The sequence below is a fragment of the Stygiolobus sp. RP850M genome, from assembly GCF_037389295.1.
In the GTDB taxonomy this organism is placed as follows: Archaea; Thermoproteota; Thermoprotei_A; order Sulfolobales; family Sulfolobaceae; genus Stygiolobus.
Genome location: NZ_JBBHKU010000068.1, coordinates 47,818 through 67,777 on the forward strand (window position 1 = coordinate 47,818; position 19,960 = coordinate 67,777).

Consider the following 19,960-nt stretch of genomic DNA (forward strand, 5'->3'; position numbering starts at 1 on the left):
TGATAAAAATGAAAGTGAGAATAAAATCTGTCGTTAAAATCGTAAGCATAGAGGAGTTAATAGTTATACCTATGTCCCGTAACGGTGACTTCGTAGAGGCTTTAAACTTTTACGAAGACGTTCCTGGAGGTAGGGCAGGAAGGTTGGTAGTTATTCACGATAAGTACGGTGAAATAAGTGACGAGCCCGTAGTCATAGCGATAAGAGGTGAGAAAGCTTATTTAGAGGCTAATAATATAGAAGAAGATTTTGATAAGATCAGGAGGGTAATCCCTCTAGAAAAGGTCGTTAAGGGTAATGTGGTGCCTTTTTACGTAAACATTCAAGTACTTAAAGAAGTAGATACTAACAGTAGGGGGGTTAGAGGGTTTGTGAACTACCTATCGAAGTATGGTAACGTAAATTTCAGTGTATTAAAGGGTATTGTTTCCTTAGAAGAACTGGTCTAACCCTCTGGTCTTAATCACGTCATCTAACCTAACTCCTATTCTACGTATTTTTCTATCGTCCTCCTCGAGGATCTGTTTGAGTAGTTCGAACGCTTTTTCATATGCGTTTTCCTTACTGATCCCATGTTTGAACTTCTTTCCTTTACTTACGATTTCTAAGTCCTCCATTATTGCCACAACCGTTATCTTCATAGGTACGCCTTGAACTTTGCTATAAGCCTCGTCTACAGCTCTCTTAAGGTGAGGTAGTATTACTTCGGGCTTTCTCGTATTATACGGTAATGTTAAAATCCTACCGTGAGGCTTTTTGGTCTTGTCCTCTACCGGTTCGTTGTATCTGTTCTGAGCCAATTTGACCAAATAAGTTGCCTTAGACCTACCTATTTCCCTTTCTAACTTCATGAAGTCAAAGTTCAAGACATTCACTAACTTATTAACCCTCATTTCTTTCAGTTTGTCAGCCAAAATCTTTCCTATCCCCGGTATTTCGTCAATGTCCAAGCTTTGGAGGAAAGACTGAACGTCCTCTGGCTTTAGCACGGCTAACCCGTTCGGTTTATTCTTATCAGCTATTATTTTAGCCAATACCTTATTAGGGGCAATTCCTATCGTCACTGTCAGTTTTTCCTTCTCAAATATCTCCTCTTTTATTTTCTTACCTAGGGCGTAAGCTTCATCAAAGTCCTTTACTTTATCTGTTATATCTAAGTATGCTTCGTCAATACTCGCTATTTCGAGCTTTGAGGTGTATTTCCTGAGTATTCCGTTCATAATCCTATTAGAAACTTCTTGGTAGACCTCCTTCCTCATGGGTAAAAATATAGCGGAAGGAGCTAACTCCATCGCCTTAATTATTGGTATCCCAGCCTTTACTCCCAGTTTTCTAGCTTCGTAATTAGCTGTAGCCACAGCACCACTGGTCTTAGTCCTCCCAGAGTAAACACAGACAATTACCGGCTTGCCCTTATACTGGGGGTTCAGTACCTCTTCTACTTGGGCGAAAAAGTAGTCAAAGTCCACGAAGAGCACAATCATTTACAATATACACTTGGAGTGTAAGATTTTAATGCATTTAGGATCTCGCTTAGAGTGGGAGAGGATGTTCCTCCTAATTTGGTTATTTTTAACGCTGAAGAAGTTACTGCGAGCCTTAACGACTCCTCCAGACTATAACCCTCCATATACGCATAATTAAATGTTGCATCAAATACGTCTCCTGCACCAGTAGTATCAATTACATGATCTACTTTATAAGCCTCTACCTCACACTCCTTATCTTGGGATATTACCCTAGCACCTTTTTCACCCATTTTTATTACGATTAAGTTCACTTTCCGCAAATTGTTTATGTTTACGGAGTTGCTCTCCTTCTCGTTTAGGTAGAGTATATCTACGTCCAGTTCAGAATTAAGTTTTCCACTGTTTGGCCCTGGGTCATAGCTGATTAACTTCGAGCTAGGGTCTCTGATTACGATTTCAGGAGGTACGGAGGCGAAGTGAATCACATCAAACATCCCGAAGTACTTTCTCACGTCTTCATTTGATAGAAGTAACGAAGAGCCTAACTTCCTAACAATTGAGACTTTTCCATCACTCCTCAGAAGAATTAAAGCCATACTTTGTGGTGCATTTACCTCTTCTACATAATCCAAGCCCACACCGGTTTCCGCAAGTTTTTCGAGTATAGGTCTTATGACAAGTGAGTCCTTCCCTACTTTGGCTAAAATCTTAACGCTATGACCTAGTTTATTAACCGCTGTAGCGTAATTTACAGCCGCACCCCCGGGCTGTATTTCAAGAATGTCGGTGCTAAGAGGTTCGTCAGGCTGAGGAAATCGATCTAACTTTACTATTACATCTATGTTAATTCTACCAACTGAAAGATGTATGGGTTTCAACATATAACACCTCAGATAGCCGCCACGTCTTCACTACTCTGACCCAAAAGTCTTCATCACCAGTAGTAAAGAGTATTCCTTAAATAAATCTACTAGCTATCTCGCTTAAAAGATAAACCGTTTGAGGACATATAAATTAGTATAGTTTGGCATATTAACTATAGCAAGATTTTAAATAGATATGGTATTTCATTACTTGTGTATCCTCCCAAGATAGGTTATGTAATCCCCGATAGTATAGAGGAAGCGATAGAGTTCTTAGAACAACATGAAGATGCAAGACCTTTAGCTGGCGGACATAGTTTAATACCCGCTTTAAAGCTCAGGATTATAAGACCTTCTTATATAGTGGAAATAAGGAGATTTCAACAACTTAACTATGTGAAAAGAGAAGGAAATATCTATAAAATAGGTGCATTAACGACCCATTACGACATGATAAAATCCAATGTACCGCTACTAAGTGATGCGGCAAAAACGATCGGAGACCCCCAAGTTAGGAATATGGGAACAATAGGTGGTGTTATATCACACCTAGACCCAGCGGCAGATTACCCTGCTTCTTTGATAGCAATGGACGCTAAGGTCTTGATAAGAAGCAAGAAAGGTCAGAGATTAGTTGATTTTAAGGACTTCGCAAAAGACATGTTTACACCAGATTTAAACCCTGGAGAACTTGTGACAGAAATACAAGTTCCAGCTTTTGATGGTTACAAGTTTTCATATCAAAAGCTAGAAAGAAGGGCTGGTGATTACGCAATAGTAGGTGTTGCGGTCCTTCTGAAGGTAAACGGAAGTAGAGTCGAAGATGCAAGAATAGGCTTAACTGCTGTAAACAATGTAGCAGTTAGAGCAAAGGGTGCAGAAGAAGAGTTAATAGGGAAGGAACTCACTGAAGAAGTAGTCGAGAAAGCATCGACAAGGGCTATGGAGAGCGCAAACCCAACTTCGGATATAAGGGGATCAGCTGAGTATAAGAAAAAGATGGTTAAGGTATTAGTTAAGAGGGGTATAAATCAAGCTTTAGGAGGTGTTCGTAAATGAAGATAATAGAGAAAGACCAAAAGGCTAAGATAACTTTGAAGGTAAACGGAGAAGTTCACGAGGTGGAGGTAGAGCCCAGAAGACTATTGGTACACGTTTTAAGAGACTTAGGATATACAAGCGTTCATGTCGGATGTGATACTTCTAATTGCGGGGCATGTACTGTAATAATGAACGGAAGATCCGTTAAGTCATGCACAGTTCTGGCAGTAGAGGCTGAAGGTGCTGATATACTAACTGTCGAAGGTCTTAGCAAAGACGGGAAGCTACATCCGATACAAGAGGCATTCTGGGACAATCACGGTTTACAGTGCGGTTACTGTACTCCGGGTATGATAATGGAGGCTTACTGGTTACTCAAAGAGAATCCCAACCCGTCAGAGGAGGATATTAGAGAAGGTATATCGGGTAACTTATGCAGGTGTACAGGTTACCAAAACATAGTAAAAGCTATTAAGGATGCTTCTTTGAGGTTAAATCAGAAGGAGTATCCACGTCAATGAGGACTTCTTCACCACTCTCAACGTAACAGATTTTTTTGACCTTATCCATTATAGCCCTAGCTCCTATATCTCCCTCCAGATTCATGATCAGGGGAAAAGTCCTTTTGTGTAATAGTACTGGGTTCCCTCTAACTCCTTTGTGTGTAGGTACTACCATATCACAGTCCACAGTGAATGATTGGATTATCTTATTTACGGTATCCCTAGTAATAAACGGCATATCCCCAAGGAGTATAATAACTCCATCATAGTCTTGAAAGAACCTTATCCCGAGTTTTAATGAAGTAGACATTCCCTTATTCCAATAAGGGTTGTACAATACTACTTGGTCTTCCAATATTCTCATCAACTCTTGGTAGTATTTCCCCACTACAATTACTTTCTCTATTCCTTCAACAGCACTTATTACCCTTCTAATAATAGGCACTCCGTAAACTTCCTTAATTAGTTTATTAGAACCAAACCTATTAGCCTCACCTGCAGCTAGAATTACAGCCCCGATTCTCATAAATACTTCTACTCAAAATACCTATTTATGAAGTATGAAGGAGAAGTTCCGGTTCAGGTAAGTGCTGAAGAGCTTTGGAATTTCGTGACAAAACCAGAAAGCATGGCTTCTTGCTTCCCCGGGATAAAGAGTTTAACCAAGGAAGGTGACGAGTATAGAGTAGTAGGAACAGCTGGAATAGGTTTCATAAAAGGGGAGTATAAGGCGTTAGTTCGTTTTGTTAACATAGACAATGCTAAGAAAACCCTTAGCTTAATCGCAAAAGGAAATGGGTTAAACAGTAACGTAGATATTAATGCAATCTTACAAGTTTTAGATAATCCAGTTAGGCTAAAGTATTCTGCTGATGTAAAAGTCGGAGGTGTTCTTGCCTCGATAGGAGCGAGATTAATGGATTCAGCTGTAGGTAAGATAGTTAACGACTTGTTTGAGTGCGTGAAAACTAAGGTGAAGTAATTGGAGATTAGCGGAGAGGTGAAAATAAAGAACGTGGATAAAGCAAAAGAGTTCCTCAGTTCTTATCAGAACTTAATTAATTGTATTCCAGGTATAACTGAAATAAAAGGAAAAGAATTTACCGTAAGAGCAAAGATTGGTTTTTTGACAGTAGAGACTAAGGCTCAGGTGAAGTCCTTTGAGTTTAGGGATAATGAGTCTGTGTCTGTTATCGAAGTTAAAGGAGTTGGAGTAACCTCTACGATTACCAGTCGAGTCAAGGTTGACAATGACAAACTAATATATAAAATAGAATATGATGTGCAAGTTACTATTAAAGGCTTGGAGAAACTTGTAGAGAAGCAAGCACATAAAATTGCAGAGGACATAATAACATGTACTAAACAAAGAATAGACGAATAATCACTCTAGTAACTCGGTTATTATCCCGAGACCTCTAGTCCTACCTTCTCTAAAAACGAATATCTGCCCCTTCTCTATGTATTCCGGCCTATATAGGAACTCCATCACCACTTCTGTTGTGTCACCAGTCCTAAGATATCTCGAGGATATTTCACGGAATTTCACTGCTTGTCTAATTGTGTATAGATGCAAGGTAGCTACATATCCCTCCTTAATTGTAGTCGGGTGATGGAGTACTACTATTCTAGCCCTAAACCTCTTATAGCTTTTGGGTTTTTCCACTGTTAGTACCATTCCTTTTCTCAGGTTCTCCTTATCCACTCCTTGAACTGCAAAAGTCGCTATACTTCCTGCGTTTACAGAGTCAACAAATACTCTGTTCAACTGAATCGACTTGATTTTAACTAGCTTAAACTCTCCCAGTTTAGTAGGACCTATATAACAACTATCATTTGTCTTTACGTTCCCCCTTATTACTGAACCCAGTACTACAGTTCCTACTCCGCTCACGTTATATATTTCGTCTATATAAACTAGAGGAGGCTGGCTATCATCACTTGTGACCTTGGGCTTTGGTGGTAGCATGTTCAGGAACCTACTCAGTATGTCGAGTCCCTTCCCGGTTACGTTTGACACTTTAAAGATCGGCACTACTCTCTTACTCCTCATGGCTAGGATAGCGTTTAATAAGTCCTCGTCGGATTCTACCTCCATAATGAGCCTGTTAATCCCTGGAATCTTAAGCACGTTCCTTATGTCATTTACTATATCTTGTACTCTCTTTTCGTCGTATTTGTCGATTTTTGTTATGACTATGAACACTGGGAACTTAAGTATTGATGCAATAGCTAAATGTTCTTTTCCCATGGCGGATAATCCGTCGTCAGTCCCCACTACGAGCATTACATAATCTACTTCGTATCCTAATAATCCCTTTAGAGTCGTTCTGAGGTACCTCTCGTGACCGCCTAGATCTATAAGTCTCACTATCTTCGTACTTTTTAACGTTATTTCCGCTTCGTCCAGAGGATCTCTCAAGTTCCAGTTAACAATTGTTCCCTTATCGTTAAATCCGAGAAGCCTTAAAGTAATTGAGGAAGTCCTCCCAGTCAAAACCTCGTGTACATGTCGGGCTACCATAGCCCTCAGTGTACCGTTACCATCATCAAGTTTTCCTAATACTAGTGCACCGGTCAAAGTACTCTTCCCGGCATTAACATGCCCCATTACTGCTACATTAACTTGGACGGGGATCTTATCCTTGAATAACCTTATGAGCACTTCTCCTATATATCGTCCTTTTTTTACTTCAACAATTCTCTTGTGTACTACTTTAGCATTAACTGCCGAAGCAATTTTGTCTAGAGTTTCAATGCTACTTTCTAAGTCCTCTTTACTTAACCCCAAAACGTCTCCATCATCGCTTACTCCGATTACGTAAAACGCTTCTCCTCCTCCTTCTTCAAGTCTGTATTTCATTTGTGTAGCGAGAGATTGTAATCTATTCTCGTCTTTACTATTTATTAAAAGTTTATACTCTATCTTACCGATCTCGTTCTCTTTAGGATACTTCATCCCACCACTTTTTACAAATAATAATTTGTATCCGAATAGATAAACTTTAATAAGATTAAAATGGAACCTCAATTACTCTATGAAGGAAAACATAAATGTCCCATATGCCATGCGGATCAAATGATCATCAGAGAGTATCTATATGAAGCACCCAATGTAGGTAAACTAGAACTGTCGTTTTGGGAATGTCAAAGTTGCGGTTACAGATTGAGAGATGTAAAACCACTAGAATTCTTGACACCAATTAAATTAGAGCTTAAAGTTGAAAAGGAAGAGGACTTAAGAACAATAGTTTACAGATCAGCTTTTGCGGACATTATAATCCCCGAGCTAGAAATTGAAGTTACCGCGGGTGAAGCATATCAAGGAGTCTTGACGACTATCGAGGGAATTTTAGAAATAATCCTTGATCAGTTGGGGGATAATTGTAAAGAAGAGAAATGTAAGAAGCTTGAGGATGCAAAAAATGGGAAAATCCCGTTTACCTTAATAATTAATGATGAAAGTGGTCTGAGCTTCATTCAATCGGAAAAAGTAAAAATTACTCAACTTTAATTTCTTTGCCTTCCTCTTCCTTGCTTTTCGCTTTTTTCAGTATTATCTGCAATACTCCGTTGTTATAAGTAGCCTTGGCACTGTTCTCATCTACTTGAGTCGGTAGTTCTATCTCTTTGTAATATTTCCTATCCCCACCTTCAGCCCTTATTATTAATGTCTTCCCTCCGTCCGTTATCTTCACTTTTACGCTATTCTTATCAACACCAGGTACTTCTGCTATAACCCTAATCTCATCGCCTTTCTCTATTACGTCTGCTAAAGGTTCTCTCTCTTCAGTTATCATTGGCTTTCCTTTATAGTTCTTAATGTTTCCGAACTCCTCTACAATTGGCTTCCCGTCAGGTCCGATTGTTACTCTGAATCCGTAAACATAAGGACCGAATGTTTTTACTTCGCCTTCTCCTCCAAGTCTCATGAATTCCCTCTCGAACCTCTCGAATTCTTCTTCTATCTCTCTTATCATTTCATCAAATAGTTCAAATGGATCCTTATACCTTCTTGACATCTCTTTATCCCAAAAGAGAATTACGAATTAGAGCTAAAAAAATCAACGCGTGAAATTACCTTGATGATTCACGAGGCTCAACAAGCTCCAACAACACACCCATAACGCTCTTTGGGTGTATAAATGCTACTAGATGCCCTCTAGCGCCAGGTCTAGGGACCTTGTCGACAAGTTGTAAACCATTTGATTCTAGCTCTTTCAGGCTCTTTTCTATGTTTTCCACCTTAACCGCTAAATGATGAAGCCCGGGCCCCTTTGTTTTCAGGAACTTGGCAACGGTGTTATTCATGTCCTCGTGGTTAATGGGCTCTAAAAGTTCTACAGCAGTTTCACCATTAGTTCCGGTGAGAAAAGCCACTTTTATACCTCTATCTAGTAAGTCCTCTCTATGAACAAGTTTCATCCCGAGCGTAGTGGTGTAGAATTTAATCGCTTTATCTATATCTTCCACTACGACACCGATATGGTCGATATTTTGTGTCTCCATGGCTAGAATTAATTCATTTTTGACTTATAAGTTTGTTTAAAAAGCAAAGATTATATAGTGTTTAAACAAGTATAATCATGATACCTTATGGATACAGATGAAAAAATCAAGGAAAGTTTACAGAAGTGGGAAGAAAGGGTACTGAATCCGTGGCTAGCCAAGAGACCTGAGAGGAAAAAGGCTTTTATAACACCTTCAGGCATAGAGGTAAGGAGGCTTTATACTCCCCTTGACCTCAAAGGTACGTATGACGAGAAGATAGGTTTTCCCGGAGATTACCCGTTCACCAGAGGAATTTACCCCACAATGTATAGGGGGAGGCTGTGGACAATTAGGCAGTACGCAGGTTTCGGCTCGGCTGAAGACACAAACGCTAGGTTCAGAAAACTACTTCAAGCCGGCCAGACCGGTTTGAGTATGGCTTTTGATCTACCTACCCAGTTGGGCCTAGACCCAGACCACGTTTTAGCGTTTACTGAAGTAGGTGTAGTAGGAGTATCAATGTTCCACTGGAAGGAAATGGACTTAGTAATGTCAGGGATTCCAATGGACAAGGTAACGACATCAATGACGATTAATGCTACGGCAATTGAGCTGTTGTCTATGTACGTAGCAACTGCTGAGTCTAGAGGTATAAGCATGAATGTGTTAGACGGTACTGTACAAAACGATATTCTAAAAGAGTACATAGCTAGGAAGAACTTCATATATCCCCCCGAGCCTTCCTTACGCTATGCGATAGACCTAATCGAATACTCAGCAAAGAACATACCTAAGTGGTACCCTATAAGCATTAGTGGTTATCACATAAGAGAAGCAGGAGCTGACGCTGTTCTTGAGGTAGCATTTACGTTAGCTGATGGTATTGAATACGTGAGAAAGACAGCCGAAAGGGGTATTCCGGTAGATGATTTCGCTCCCAAGTTGTCATTTTTCTTTGCAGGTTATACTAACATATTCGAGGAAGTAGCAAAGTTTAGGGCTGCTAGGAGGATGTGGGCTAAGATAATGAAAGAGTGGTTCAATGCTAAGAAACCAGACTCTATGATGTTAAGGTTCCATACTCAAACCGGAGGAGCCGAACTCACAGCACAACAACCAGAGATCAACATAATAAGGACTACCTTACAAGCCCTAGCAGCTGTTCTCGGGGGTACACAGAGCCTCCACGTAAACTCTTATGACGAGGCTTTAGCTTTGCCAAGCGAGAAGGCTGCTAAAATCGCAATTAGAGTACAACAGATAATTGCGTATGAAAGCGGTGCAACTGATACTATTGACCCTTTAGCTGGGTCTTATTATATTGAATGGTTAACTGATGAGATTGAGGAAAGGGCGTGGAAGATAATTGATCAAATAGAGAAGATGGGGGGCATGATGAAGGCTATTGAGAAAGGATATCCACAAGCCGAGATTGCTAACAGTGCTTATAGAATACAGAAGATGATCGAGACTGGTGACATGGTGAAAGTAGGAGTGAACATGTTCTACGAGCCCGACTGGATAGGTACTACTGAAGTGTTTAGGGTAAACCCTCAAATTAGGGACAGAATAATGGAGAGGCTGAAGAAGTATAGAAGTGAGAGAGACGAAATCAAGTGGAGGGACTCATTAAACGCTGTTAGGAAAGCAGCTGAGAAGGAAAGGGAGAACTTATTCCCACATATACTGAACGCAATAAAGGTTGGAGCTACAGTAGGAGAGATAAGCTCTACCTTGAGAGAAGTTTGGGGAGAGTATAGAGAACCCGCTATATTCTAACTGTTTTTCCTCAATTTTTTGAGTATTTCTAAGAACCTCTCTTTCTTATCAACCGGTGCTTCAATGTTTTCTCTAACTACCTCCCACTTGTCCCAAGGGAAGATGATCCATTTATCAACTACTTTGTAGTAATAGTCCGGATACTTTCTAGACCACGGCTTAACGAATATTGTTGCTGTCCTTACTAAAGAAGGGTTAAACATTGCTATGACGTTCCCGATAAAGTCTAATGTTTCCCCAGTATCCGACACGTCGTCTATGACGAGAACTTTTTTGTTCTCAAGACTATCTACGTATACCGCTCTCACTATAGGCTTATTTTCCTTAGTATTTACTCCCTTATAGAACTTGACGTCAATATATCTCATGCTCTTTATTCCCAGCACATCCGACATTAGTTTGGCTGGGATTACTCCGCCAGTAAGAATAGCTACAATTACGTCAGGGACAAAATCATCACTCAGCATTCTTTCTGTTATTGTTAAAATCCCTTCCTCTATTTCCTCCCACTTAGGGATATAATACTCAACCATTCATGATCACCAAAGGTATTTTCATCTCGTCCTCACTCAGTCCCCCGTGATGACCTATTAACTTTGTATAGTCATCTTGTTGTTGCTTAAATAAATAAACGTAAGCCTTATCATCATCAGGGACAGCTATGAAATCGGCGTAAGAGCCTTCCTTACCTAACAACTTTTCAAACTCATTCCTAGGGAATACCTTTAATGAAGGATACCTTGAGTAAAGGTAGGTCTTCAGATCGTATTTACTGTGGAGGAAAATAGCCCTTGAGTCGCCATAGGGGGGTAAATCCAAAATGTTAAGGAATTCAGTGTCGTTATTGAAAATTACATGATCTCTTGTTTGTACATGACCATGATCTGCGATAATAACGAATTCGTATTCTCTTCTCAACGCAGCTAGTTTACTCAACCTTCCGTAGATATCTTTCATCGCCTCCTTGACCACTTCAGTGTTAGGGCCGTGTTTATGAGCTAATGTGTCGACGTCCGGTATATAAAAGTACACAAAATCATAGTTCTCATTCAAAGCGTTATTCAGTTCGTAGAATGCGTCAAAATAAGTGCTATATGTCTTTGTCACTTTCACCTTACCGTGAGTCATGTTAGTAAATTCAGTATCGTTTAAACCCTTGGGTATTACCCCTGCAGTGTTCTTATCCGTCACCTCGGCTAAATAGCTCTTTACTTCTGGGAATAATGCAGAATACTTAACTTGTGAAGATATCGAGTCCCTTGAGTCTATTAAGGGGTAAGTATACTTCAACGTGTTAATCACAGAACCGAGTTTCTTGGAATATGTTGTATAGCCTAAAATCCCGTGCTCTCCAGGTAGTTGGGCCGTAAATAGTGTCGTAATGACTGTTGCTGTAGTTGAAGGGAAAACAGTAGTTATGTAAGTGTCTACATTTATTCCCGCCTTCTCCATCATTTTATAACCCATGCCATCAATCAACGCTAAGACTAATCTTTTGCCGGTTATACCAATCTTATTTCCTTTGCATTGCCTATTTACCCCGAGAAATTCAGCTATCCCACAGGCTAGATTATAAATACTTCTTGAAGAGTAATCAGGGTATACGAACTCCATACCAGTAAAGTTTTATCTGAGTTAATGAAGTTATATGATCATGGCTACTACGATACCTCCTGATGAGTTAGCTGTTCAGAACCTGATAACAATCTTTGCTTACCTCGCTATAGGTTTATCAGTTGCAGGTGCAGTCATTGCGGCCTTTTTTAGAATAAGGCGGGGTACTGCATAAGATGTACGACGCAATAATAATAGGAGGAGGACATAATGGGCTTGTGACTGCTGCGTATCTTGCAAAGGAAGGCCTGAAAGTTGCGGTATTCGAAAGAAGAGGGATGATCGGCGGGGCCGCTGCAACTGAAGAATTATGGCCTGGAATTAAAGTATCAACAGGCTCCTATGTCTTAAGTTTGTTAATGAGAAAAATAATTGAAGATCTACATCTAGAGAAATACGGTCTTAAGGTTTATCTTAAAGACCCAGGGCTTTACGTACCTTTCGGAAACGGTAAGGGGATTTCTATATGGACGGACACAAGAAAGACAATAAAGGAAATTGAGAAGTATTCCAAGAACGATGCAAGGAGCTACGAGAAATTTGCCCAACTTCTGGATACTTTCTCCTCTGTTGCAGACTTTTTCATGCTAAACCGTCCTCCTAAATTTTCTGAGGTAGAAGAGCTCTTTTCGTTCTTTAAGGGTCTGAGCATAGACGAGGATAAAGCCTTAAGTCTGGCTAGGATGTTCTTCCAAGACGGGAAGTCGTTTTTGGACGAGTTCTTTGAGTCTGAAGAGGTAAAAGCGGCTTTAATTGAGGACGCAGTTGTTGGCACGTATGCCTCTCCCTCGACTCCCGGTACTGCTTATGTTTTTCTGCACCACAACATAGGTGAGGTGAACGGGATAAAAGGTGCATGGGGGTATGTAGAGGGAGGAATGGGGGCTGTAAGTAAGGCGATAGCTAGTGCGGCGAAGAATCTGGGAGTAGAGGTCTTCACTTCATCAGAAGTAGACGAAATACTCACCAAAAAGGACTCTGACGGAAAGGAGAGGGTAGTTGGCGTAAAACTGAAAAACGGAAAAGTCGTGGAGAGTAGGATAGTAGTGTCAAATGCGGATCCTAAAACGACGTTTCTTAAGCTGGCAAGAAACTCGGAACTGGACGACTATTTTTTAAGAAGAGTAGATGCACTGAAAACCACGGGTGTGTCTTTCAAAATTAACGGTTACTTGGAAGAGTTACCGGATTTCGGTAAAGGTAAGTCACTAACAGACGAACATAAGGCTTCAATCCTTATAATGCCCTCAATGGACTATATTGAGAATGCTTACTTAGACTCCAAGTTTTTCGGCTATTCTAAGAAGCCATGGCTTTCTATTAACATTCCATCTACAATAGACCCTACGTTAGCTCCGCAAGGGATATTCGTGTTTAATATATTCGGTCAATACTTGCCCTACTCCCCTAAGCTTGATGACCTAAAAGATAAAATGACAGAGATCGTTCTTGAGACAGTAAGGGAGTATGCTCCTAATTTCAAGCCCGTGAAAATGGAGTTCCTAACCCCTTTGGATATCGAAAGGAGGTTCGGGATGTGGGGAGGTAATATATTTCACCTAGACATGACCCCTGATCAACTGTATGTTTTCAGGCCGTTGTTAGGTTATTCGGATTACAGAACTCCTATAAGGAACTTATACTTATGTGGTTCTGGAACTCATCCGGGTGGTGGTGTAACCGGTGCACCCGGGTACAACGCTGCCATGGAAATTCTTCGAGACTTGAAAAACCTAACTATGACTTAAATATTTGTAATTCCATAATGATGTTTGATTATGGTCTTTTCGCAAGATGTAGAAACTGTTATATCATTGGTAGGGGTGCTTGCAGTCATGATGACTTTACTTTATATGTTATTTAAAAAGAATACTCAAAAGTTTATGCTTTCAGATAAGGCAGTACAATTACAGCAGAAAAGTACTAAGAAAAAGGATGACGCAGGAGAGAAAATAACGTGGGATATGATAGGCGGTTATGAAGATGTAAAAAAGGAGATCAAGGAATATATTGAACTTCCCCTAAAACACAAAGACTTGGCTAAAAAATACGGTTTGAGACCCCCTAAGGGTATTCTCTTGTTCGGTCCACCTGGGTGTGGTAAATCTTTAATGATGAGGGCTTTAGCTAATGAAGCTAAGATCAACTTCATTTACGTTAATATTAGCGATATAATGAGTAAGTGGTACGGTGAAAGTGAGGCGAGATTAAGGGAACTTTTCGCAAATGCGAGGAAAAATGCACCTTGTATTCTCTTCTTCGATGAGATCGATACTATTGGAGTAAAAAGGGAAAGCCACACTGGTGATTCTGTAACACCAAGACTACTTTCCTTAATGTTGTCTGAGATAGACGGGATTCATAGCGAGGATGGTGTAATAATTGTAGGTTCTACTAATGTACCTCAACTTCTTGATAAGGCTCTACTTAGGGCTGGGAGATTTGACAAACTTATCTATGTAGGAGTTCCGGATAAAAAATCTAGAAAAGAGATTTTGAAGATTCACTGTGTGGGTAAACCGCTAGCCGAAAATGTAGACTTAGACAAGATTGCTGAGATGACCGAGAGGTTCACCGGGGCTGATCTGGCAAACGTATGTCAAGAGGTAGCCAGAAAAGTTGCCATTGAGAGCCTTGAGACCGGACGGGAAAGGCAGATAACAATGGAGGATTTTGTTGAAGTAATAAAGAGGTATAAGCCTAGCGTAACGTTACAAATGCTCGATGACTATGAGAAATTCCGCATGGATTATGAAAGGAAGTTTAAAGGACCTGAAATAGTAGAAGACGAAAATTCCGAAAGGATCACTTTAGATGATATAGGCGGATATTTTAACGTAAAAAAGGAGCTCTACGACTTACTTGAAGTTCAGTTAAAGTATTCTAACTTGATGGAACAGATGAAAATCCCCCCTATAAGGGGAATATTACTATACGGACCGCCCGGAGTAGGTAAAACTATGATGGCTAAAGCCCTTGCTAGAACGTTAAAGGTGAAACTGATAATGTTGAGCGGTGCAGAAATATTATATAAAGGTTATGAAGGAGCAGTTAGTACTGTAAAAGAGGTCTTCAACAGAGCTAGGGAGAACAAACCGTCAATCATACTACTCGACGAGTTAGATGCTATAGCTCCTAGAAGGGAAGGACAGAAGGCTGAGTTGGCTAAGATAGTGAACCAGTTATTGACAGAAATGGATGGAATAAGAAGTCTTAAAGAGGTAGTAGTTATAGGAACGACAAATAGGATTGAGGATATTGATCCAGCCTTAAAGAGACCAGGTAGGTTTGATAGAATAATTTACATGCCTTTACCAAATAGAGAAGAAAGGGAGGACATCCTTAAGAAGTATATAGGAAAAGAGGAGTGCGAACAAGTTAACTGTGTTAAGATAGCTGAAATTACAGACGGATTCAGTGGTGCTGATCTCGCTGCTGTAGCTAGAGAAGCTAAACTTAAAGTTTTGAGGGAGATAATTAAAGGGAACGTCCAGAGAAAACTGACTTATGAAGACTTAGTAGAAGCAGTAGAAATGGTTAAACCTTCTTTAAAGCAGAGGAAAGATAAGAACTCAAATTCTGATCAAGAGATACAATGACTTCACTTAGCGTACTTACTTTTTCCAAACTTGAATTTATGCTTTCTAACTTTTTATCATGAGGATTTATTCCTAGTCTATTACAGAAGTTACTTGAAGCTGCAATATCTACGTTTCTTAGTTTTCCCCTAATATCGAAGAACATAGTAGCTTTTCCCATACAAACAAGAACCATGTCGAGGGATGCACTGCCTAAACTTCTGAGCTTATAGTCCTTGACTTGGCTTAAAAACTCTTTTACCGTTTCGAATTCACTCCTTGAAAAGTAAGCTAAGATAAGTGTCTTTTCCGGTTTTCTAATATTTTGTACTACCTTGTCATTAATGTAAGAGTACTTTTCGTCGTAAGAAAAAGTGTCCATTGTGAATATATTCGTTATGACTCCAGTAACTGATTGTAACAAGTTATTTTCATCACTTCTGTAAACAGCTATTGACACTGAAGACCACGGAATACCAGAAACAAAATTAGTACTCCCGTCAATGGGATCAATTATGGCTTTGTATTCGTAACCTGAGTCTTCTACAGTTCCCGCTTCCTCTGAAATAAATTTGAATTTATAACCTGTTTTTCTCATAAGCTCAAATATGTATTCTTCGCTCTCTTTGTCAATCTTCCTAGTCACGTCATCTTCGTGTGTAGCTATAATTTTCGCAATATCTGATGAATCTTTTTTCTCTCTTAAGAACTTAGCTACCTCTATCCCTATTTTAGTTATTTCGTCTCTCTTCATTTATTTTTTCCTCTTCAATTCATTAAGATACCTAAAAGCCGAGTGAGCAGCTACAGCACCTTGAGCGGCTGAAGTTATGACTTGTCTGAAACCTAACCACATTCCCGTACAATCCCCAGCGGCAAATACTCCTTGTATATTAGTCCTCATCCACTCATCCACTTTTATATATCCCATGGCGTCAGTTTCAAGTCCGTTAGCTCTTGCGAAATCCGTCGGTGGTTCAAACCCTATCTCCACAAATACTCCATTAACGTTTAGTTCCTTAGTTTCTCCAGTTTTCACGTTCTTAGTCACTATAGACTTCACTAATTTGTCTCCCTTAATTTCAGTGACAACGGTATTGAGGATTATCTCGACATTAGGCTTTGCTTTTATGTTCTCTAGATAGATCGGTTGTCCCTTGAACTCGTCCCTTCTATGAATAAGGTATACTTTAGTCGCATACCTTGATAGAATTTCAGCACCTTCTAAGGCCGAATCACCACCACCTATAACAGCTACAACCTTATTCTTAAATAAGGGCGCGTCACAGATCGAGCAGTAAGACACACCCCTTCCTGTAAACTCAGCTTCACCCGGTACATTAAGTTTTCTCCTCTTTACTCCTATAGTTAGTATAACACTCTTTGCTTTAAATTCCCCTTTCCTCTTAGCCTTTACTACGAATTCATCCCCGTCCTTCCTAATACTTTCTACATGGTCTAAGACTACTGGGACGTTGTATTTCTCTATGTGCTTATTAAACACTTTTATCATGTCTTGGGCATTGATTCCGATTAGTCCGAGATAATCGTCTACTTCTCCTGCCTCAGTGAGTTGTCCACCAGGTGTCTCCCCGATAACGAGTGTCTTGAGCATGTATCTTGCGGCGTAAAGTGCAGCACTGTACGCGGCCGGACCGAGACCTACAATGATTAAATCAAAAGTTTCACCGGGTTTAACATCAGCCGATTTTGGTATAAGACTCATATTTACATTTCACTCCTCTTCGAATTTAAGGCTTTCTGAACTTTCATTTATAAGGTGCTTTTTACACTTAAACTTTGTGAAAATACTTTTAGTAACTGGTAAATTAGCGTTTAAAGCCGTCGAGGAAGTGGCTAAAAAGATCAACGCTGATGTTTTAGTTTTGGATTATCCAGTTGCAGCTCTGATGACGACGGAGTATATAGCGGAGAGTCTAAAGAAGTTTAAGGACAAAGTGAACAACTTTGATCTTATTATAATTCCGGGGTTGTCAAGTGGGGATGCAAAAACCATTGAAGAAAAAGTAGGGATAAGAGCCTACAAAGGTACTGAGGACATTCACGATCTCCCATTTGCGTTAGATCTATTAAAGAAGGGGTATGAATTGTCTACTGTATATCCTGCCGATAAATTTATCCAAATTGAGAGGGGTAAGAACCTGGAAGACACTTTGAGAAGTGTGGAGGAGTCTGGCTATTACAAATTCGAGGTGGATAACGTAAAGATCCCTGTTGTACCTCCCCCTTTTAGGATTTTTCTCGAGGTCGATGCGACCAAACCGTGGAGGGAACTCGAAGATGAGGTATTAGAGAAAATAGACTTTATAGATGTTTTAGTCCTAGGCTTTCCCAACGGTCATAATGATTTAGATGATGTTAGGAGTAAGGTAGCATCTCTTAGAGAGTTAATACCGGTCGCTATAGATTCTGCATCTCCAGAGGAGCTGATTGAAGGTGTCAAAGCCGGAGCAGGTTTCGTGTTCAACCTAAACGAGGAGAACATCGAAAAACTTGAGGTAATTAAAAAGGACGCCTCATTTGTGATCGCACCTTATTCAACGGAGAATAGGGCTGAAATCACGCTTAAGTTGTACGAGAGGGCTAAACAAAAAGGTTTCGAAAAAGTAGTACTAGACCCTGTATTATCTCCACCACTTTACGGAGTAGTTGAAAGTATAATTGAATTCAAGAAAGTGAGGGAAGCCATAAAGGATGAGCCAATGCTCATGGGAATACTAAACGTTACAGAGCTAATAGACGCGGACAGTGTTGGAGTAAATGCGTTAATGACTACAATAGCTGGAGAGTTAGGTGTGGGGAACTTACTAATTATGGATAAGGGTAAGACTAGGGGGTCTGCACTTGAAGTCAAGAAAGCATCACAAATGGTTAGCATAGCTATGAAAGAACATAAAGTTCCTAAGGACCTAGGAATCGATTTGCTTATCCTTAAAGACAAAAAAAGAGGAAAAGTGGATACTAGTAGTACTGACCTTTACTCGCCCGAGATAGTTGAAGGTCACATAGAGCCTAAGGATATGGACGAAGGTTTCGTAAAGATTGTTAAGGATAACAAATATATCTACCTCAACTGGTACGGAGAGCAGAAGTTCACGTTAATAGGGGCTGAGGGTTTGAGTATCGGTAGAAGACTTCTTGAGAAGACTAGGGTAAATGCGGAGCACGCACTATACATAGGCTATGAGTTAGCTAAAGCCGAGATAGCTCTTAACTTGGGTAAAGAATATATTCAAGATAAACCACTCTTCAAACCGTATGGATATAACAGCGTCAGTACCGAACGTAATAGAAAAAACGGCTAAAAATAAAAAATTAAGAGTTTACATCGCATTAATTCCTCCTATAGTTACTCATGACGATTTTTTGGACGAGTTAAAACGTAACGGATTCAATATCTCGGACGCTTGCAGATATGATAAAGCGCTTTGTTACGCAAAAGTGTTCGGCGGTGTAGTGATAAGTAATGACAAATCGTTCATCCATGTGCATCTGGAGGGTTTCGTTTATGAAGGAAATAAGGGAGAACAATTTTCCCCTTGTTCCTTCACTGAAAACCCTTATGCGTGTTATGCTTTTGACGACGGTAGTGTTATATGCTTCACTAAGGAAAAAAGGGGAAAGTTCATAGATAATATAGGCTTAAGGCTAATAGTTAGATAGTCAGTCAAGGATATTCAATTATTGCGTAACTACCTTCTCCTTCATATATCTTTAATTTCACGTTATACTTACCACCTAGCTTTCCGAAAATTTCCTTAGCTATTTCATATCCTATATACTCAACCGTCGGGTAATTAGCTTCTATAACTTTTATTTCCAGCTTAAATGGGCCTGTTATTGAGACCTTTTCTAGGTCCTTTTTAGGGATCAACAGCTTATGGTCCCACTCCTTAATAATTTCAAGTAACGTAGTCTTTAACAGACCGAAATCTATTACGAAACCTGTCTTAGGGTCTATTCCATCTCCCTCTACTTCTGCTGATATTTTGTACGTATGACCATGTAACTGGTCGTTACCCTCTGAAGAAAGTGTATAGTGGGCTGAATCGAATGATAAGCCTTCAACTCCTACCCTTACTTTCATTTAGAGCCCTCCTGATGTTTTTGTTGAGATGTTCCCATAAAGACTCGCTTAAATACCTTATTTCATGGCATAAGTTGACCAACTGCTCTTCTTTCTTAATCTCCTCGATAGTCTTGTATACACTCATGAGCTCCTCGAACCTACCCTTAAACACTACTCTGTCTTCGTAACTAAGAGTGTCGGAACCAATAGTGTAATCCCCTCCAACCTCAACTATTCTGTAAAAAGAATAGGCAAGCTCGTAGGTGTTAACTCTAATTGGCATTCGAGACTCTAACTCCCTTATCAAAACGTCTACCCTGTCTTCAATTAGAGATTTAAGGGAGTCTATGACCTCTAACTGTTGTCTGAAAGCCTCCACGTTTAACAAATCCTTAAAACGGGAGGACTTTATACACTCTGTACCACATGGTATTTCTATCTCTAGGACTTTCAATTTCTCTGTGGGCGGAGCTGTTAAATAATCGTCAACTATATTACTCATATTTAACAGTTTGAGAGGTAAGTAATAAAG

24 protein-coding genes are annotated in these 19,960 nt (G+C 39.9%); 12 read left to right on the top strand and 12 right to left on the bottom strand.

The genetic code is table 11. The annotated features are described in order from the left end of the window. Window positions 1-8: 8 nt before the first annotated feature. Window positions 9-449: a hypothetical protein gene (locus WIW52_RS08955; RefSeq protein ID WP_337709997.1), complete on the top strand. Its 441-nt coding sequence runs from the start codon at window positions 9-11 to the stop codon at window positions 447-449. Here WIW52_RS08955 and WIW52_RS08960 read toward each other — a convergent pair. Both WIW52_RS08960 and WIW52_RS08965 read right to left on the bottom strand, forming a co-directional pair. Then, entirely contained in the window at window positions 432-1,484 is a 1,053-nt protein-coding gene (locus WIW52_RS08960) for a DNA polymerase IV (RefSeq protein WP_337709998.1), read from the bottom strand. The two genes, WIW52_RS08955 and WIW52_RS08960, sit on opposite strands and share 18 nt — an antisense overlap. Then, on the bottom strand, window positions 1,481-2,350 hold the full coding sequence (locus WIW52_RS08965; protein ID WP_337709999.1) for a carbohydrate kinase family protein: 870 nt from the start codon (window positions 2,348-2,350) through the stop codon (window positions 1,481-1,483). Before WIW52_RS08965 ends, WIW52_RS08960 begins: the two co-directional genes overlap by 4 nt. Window positions 2,351-2,545: 195 nt before the next feature. Between WIW52_RS08965 and cutB the strand changes: the two genes are divergently transcribed. Next, window positions 2,546-3,391, top strand: coding sequence for a glyceraldehyde dehydrogenase subunit beta (cutB, locus tag WIW52_RS08970; protein ID WP_337710000.1), 846 nt, complete (start codon window positions 2,546-2,548; stop codon window positions 3,389-3,391). Further along, complete coding sequence (cutC, locus tag WIW52_RS08975) at window positions 3,388-3,894, top strand: glyceraldehyde dehydrogenase subunit gamma (protein WP_337700369.1); 507 nt, start codon at window positions 3,388-3,390, stop codon at window positions 3,892-3,894. Before cutB ends, cutC begins: the two co-directional genes overlap by 4 nt. Here the strand turns inward: cutC and WIW52_RS08980 are convergent. Further along, entirely contained in the window at window positions 3,845-4,402 is a 558-nt protein-coding gene (locus tag WIW52_RS08980) for a nucleotidyltransferase family protein (RefSeq protein WP_337710001.1), read from the bottom strand. The two genes, cutC and WIW52_RS08980, sit on opposite strands and share 50 nt — an antisense overlap. A gap of 27 nt (window positions 4,403-4,429) precedes the next feature. Between WIW52_RS08980 and WIW52_RS08985 the strand changes: the two genes are divergently transcribed. Next, the gene (locus WIW52_RS08985; RefSeq protein ID WP_156007205.1) at window positions 4,430-4,858 is read left to right on the top strand and encodes a CoxG family protein; all 429 of its coding nucleotides are present in this window, start codon (window positions 4,430-4,432) and stop codon (window positions 4,856-4,858) included. Next, window positions 4,859-5,260, top strand: a complete 402-nt coding sequence (locus WIW52_RS08990; RefSeq protein ID WP_337710003.1) for an SRPBCC domain-containing protein — start codon at window positions 4,859-4,861, stop codon at window positions 5,258-5,260. On the opposite strand, the gene WIW52_RS08995 is transcribed toward WIW52_RS08990, so the two are convergent. Further along, on the bottom strand, window positions 5,261-6,835 hold the full coding sequence (locus WIW52_RS08995) for a GTPBP1 family GTP-binding protein (RefSeq protein ID WP_337710005.1): 1,575 nt from the start codon (window positions 6,833-6,835) through the stop codon (window positions 5,261-5,263). A gap of 60 nt (window positions 6,836-6,895) precedes the next feature. Between WIW52_RS08995 and WIW52_RS09000 the strand changes: the two genes are divergently transcribed. Beyond that, complete coding sequence (locus WIW52_RS09000; protein WP_337710007.1) at window positions 6,896-7,390, top strand: ZPR1 zinc finger domain-containing protein; 495 nt, start codon at window positions 6,896-6,898, stop codon at window positions 7,388-7,390. Here the strand turns inward: WIW52_RS09000 and hsp20 are convergent. Next, a complete protein-coding gene (hsp20, locus tag WIW52_RS09005; protein WP_337710010.1) occupies window positions 7,377-7,898 on the bottom strand; it encodes an archaeal heat shock protein Hsp20 in 522 nt (173 codons plus the stop codon). The two genes, WIW52_RS09000 and hsp20, sit on opposite strands and share 14 nt — an antisense overlap. A gap of 55 nt (window positions 7,899-7,953) precedes the next feature. Next, on the bottom strand, window positions 7,954-8,385 hold the full coding sequence (mce, locus tag WIW52_RS09010) for a methylmalonyl-CoA epimerase (RefSeq protein ID WP_337710011.1): 432 nt from the start codon (window positions 8,383-8,385) through the stop codon (window positions 7,954-7,956). An 87-nt stretch (window positions 8,386-8,472) separates the two neighbouring features. Here mce and WIW52_RS09015 point away from each other — a divergent pair, with 87 nt between their 5' ends. After that, the gene (locus tag WIW52_RS09015) at window positions 8,473-10,146 is read left to right on the top strand and encodes an acyl-CoA mutase large subunit family protein (protein WP_337710012.1); all 1,674 of its coding nucleotides are present in this window, start codon (window positions 8,473-8,475) and stop codon (window positions 10,144-10,146) included. Here the strand turns inward: WIW52_RS09015 and WIW52_RS09020 are convergent. After that, window positions 10,143-10,679, bottom strand: a complete 537-nt coding sequence (locus WIW52_RS09020; protein WP_337710013.1) for a phosphoribosyltransferase — start codon at window positions 10,677-10,679, stop codon at window positions 10,143-10,145. The two genes, WIW52_RS09015 and WIW52_RS09020, sit on opposite strands and share 4 nt — an antisense overlap. After that, on the bottom strand, window positions 10,672-11,760 hold the full coding sequence (locus WIW52_RS09025; protein WP_337710014.1) for an alkaline phosphatase family protein: 1,089 nt from the start codon (window positions 11,758-11,760) through the stop codon (window positions 10,672-10,674). Before WIW52_RS09025 ends, WIW52_RS09020 begins: the two co-directional genes overlap by 8 nt. Before the next feature lie 40 nt (window positions 11,761-11,800). On the opposite strand from WIW52_RS09025, the gene WIW52_RS09030 reads away from it, so the two are divergent. The 3 genes from WIW52_RS09030 to WIW52_RS09040 are packed head-to-tail and all read left to right on the top strand — an operon-like array spanning window position 11,801 to window position 15,359. Then, window positions 11,801-11,935: a hypothetical protein gene (locus WIW52_RS09030; RefSeq protein WP_337710015.1), complete on the top strand. Its 135-nt coding sequence runs from the start codon at window positions 11,801-11,803 to the stop codon at window positions 11,933-11,935. Between the two features lies 1 nt (window position 11,936). After that, complete coding sequence (locus WIW52_RS09035) at window positions 11,937-13,508, top strand: phytoene desaturase family protein (RefSeq protein ID WP_337710016.1); 1,572 nt, start codon at window positions 11,937-11,939, stop codon at window positions 13,506-13,508. 30 nt (window positions 13,509-13,538) lie between these two features. Beyond that, complete coding sequence (locus WIW52_RS09040; RefSeq protein WP_337710017.1) at window positions 13,539-15,359, top strand: AAA family ATPase; 1,821 nt, start codon at window positions 13,539-13,541, stop codon at window positions 15,357-15,359. Here WIW52_RS09040 and WIW52_RS09045 read toward each other — a convergent pair. Both WIW52_RS09045 and trxB read right to left on the bottom strand, forming a co-directional pair. Then, the gene (locus WIW52_RS09045) at window positions 15,298-16,092 is read right to left on the bottom strand and encodes an inositol monophosphatase family protein (RefSeq protein WP_337710018.1); all 795 of its coding nucleotides are present in this window, start codon (window positions 16,090-16,092) and stop codon (window positions 15,298-15,300) included. The two genes, WIW52_RS09040 and WIW52_RS09045, sit on opposite strands and share 62 nt — an antisense overlap. Further along, the gene (trxB, locus tag WIW52_RS09050) at window positions 16,093-17,064 is read right to left on the bottom strand and encodes a thioredoxin-disulfide reductase (protein ID WP_337710019.1); all 972 of its coding nucleotides are present in this window, start codon (window positions 17,062-17,064) and stop codon (window positions 16,093-16,095) included. A gap of 76 nt (window positions 17,065-17,140) precedes the next feature. Between trxB and WIW52_RS09055 the strand changes: the two genes are divergently transcribed. Both WIW52_RS09055 and WIW52_RS09060 read left to right on the top strand, forming a co-directional pair. Next, the gene (locus WIW52_RS09055) at window positions 17,141-18,664 is read left to right on the top strand and encodes a dihydropteroate synthase-like protein (RefSeq protein ID WP_337710020.1); all 1,524 of its coding nucleotides are present in this window, start codon (window positions 17,141-17,143) and stop codon (window positions 18,662-18,664) included. Then, a complete protein-coding gene (locus WIW52_RS09060) occupies window positions 18,618-19,022 on the top strand; it encodes a hypothetical protein (RefSeq protein ID WP_337710022.1) in 405 nt (134 codons plus the stop codon). Before WIW52_RS09055 ends, WIW52_RS09060 begins: the two co-directional genes overlap by 47 nt. Window positions 19,023-19,026: 4 nt before the next feature. Here the strand turns inward: WIW52_RS09060 and WIW52_RS09065 are convergent, their stop codons facing one another. Both WIW52_RS09065 and WIW52_RS09070 read right to left on the bottom strand, forming a co-directional pair. Then, complete coding sequence (locus WIW52_RS09065) at window positions 19,027-19,446, bottom strand: 6-pyruvoyl trahydropterin synthase family protein (protein ID WP_337710024.1); 420 nt, start codon at window positions 19,444-19,446, stop codon at window positions 19,027-19,029. Further along, a complete protein-coding gene (locus WIW52_RS09070) occupies window positions 19,424-19,930 on the bottom strand; it encodes a hypothetical protein (RefSeq protein ID WP_337710026.1) in 507 nt (168 codons plus the stop codon). Before WIW52_RS09070 ends, WIW52_RS09065 begins: the two co-directional genes overlap by 23 nt. Window positions 19,931-19,960: the final 30 nt, after the last annotated feature.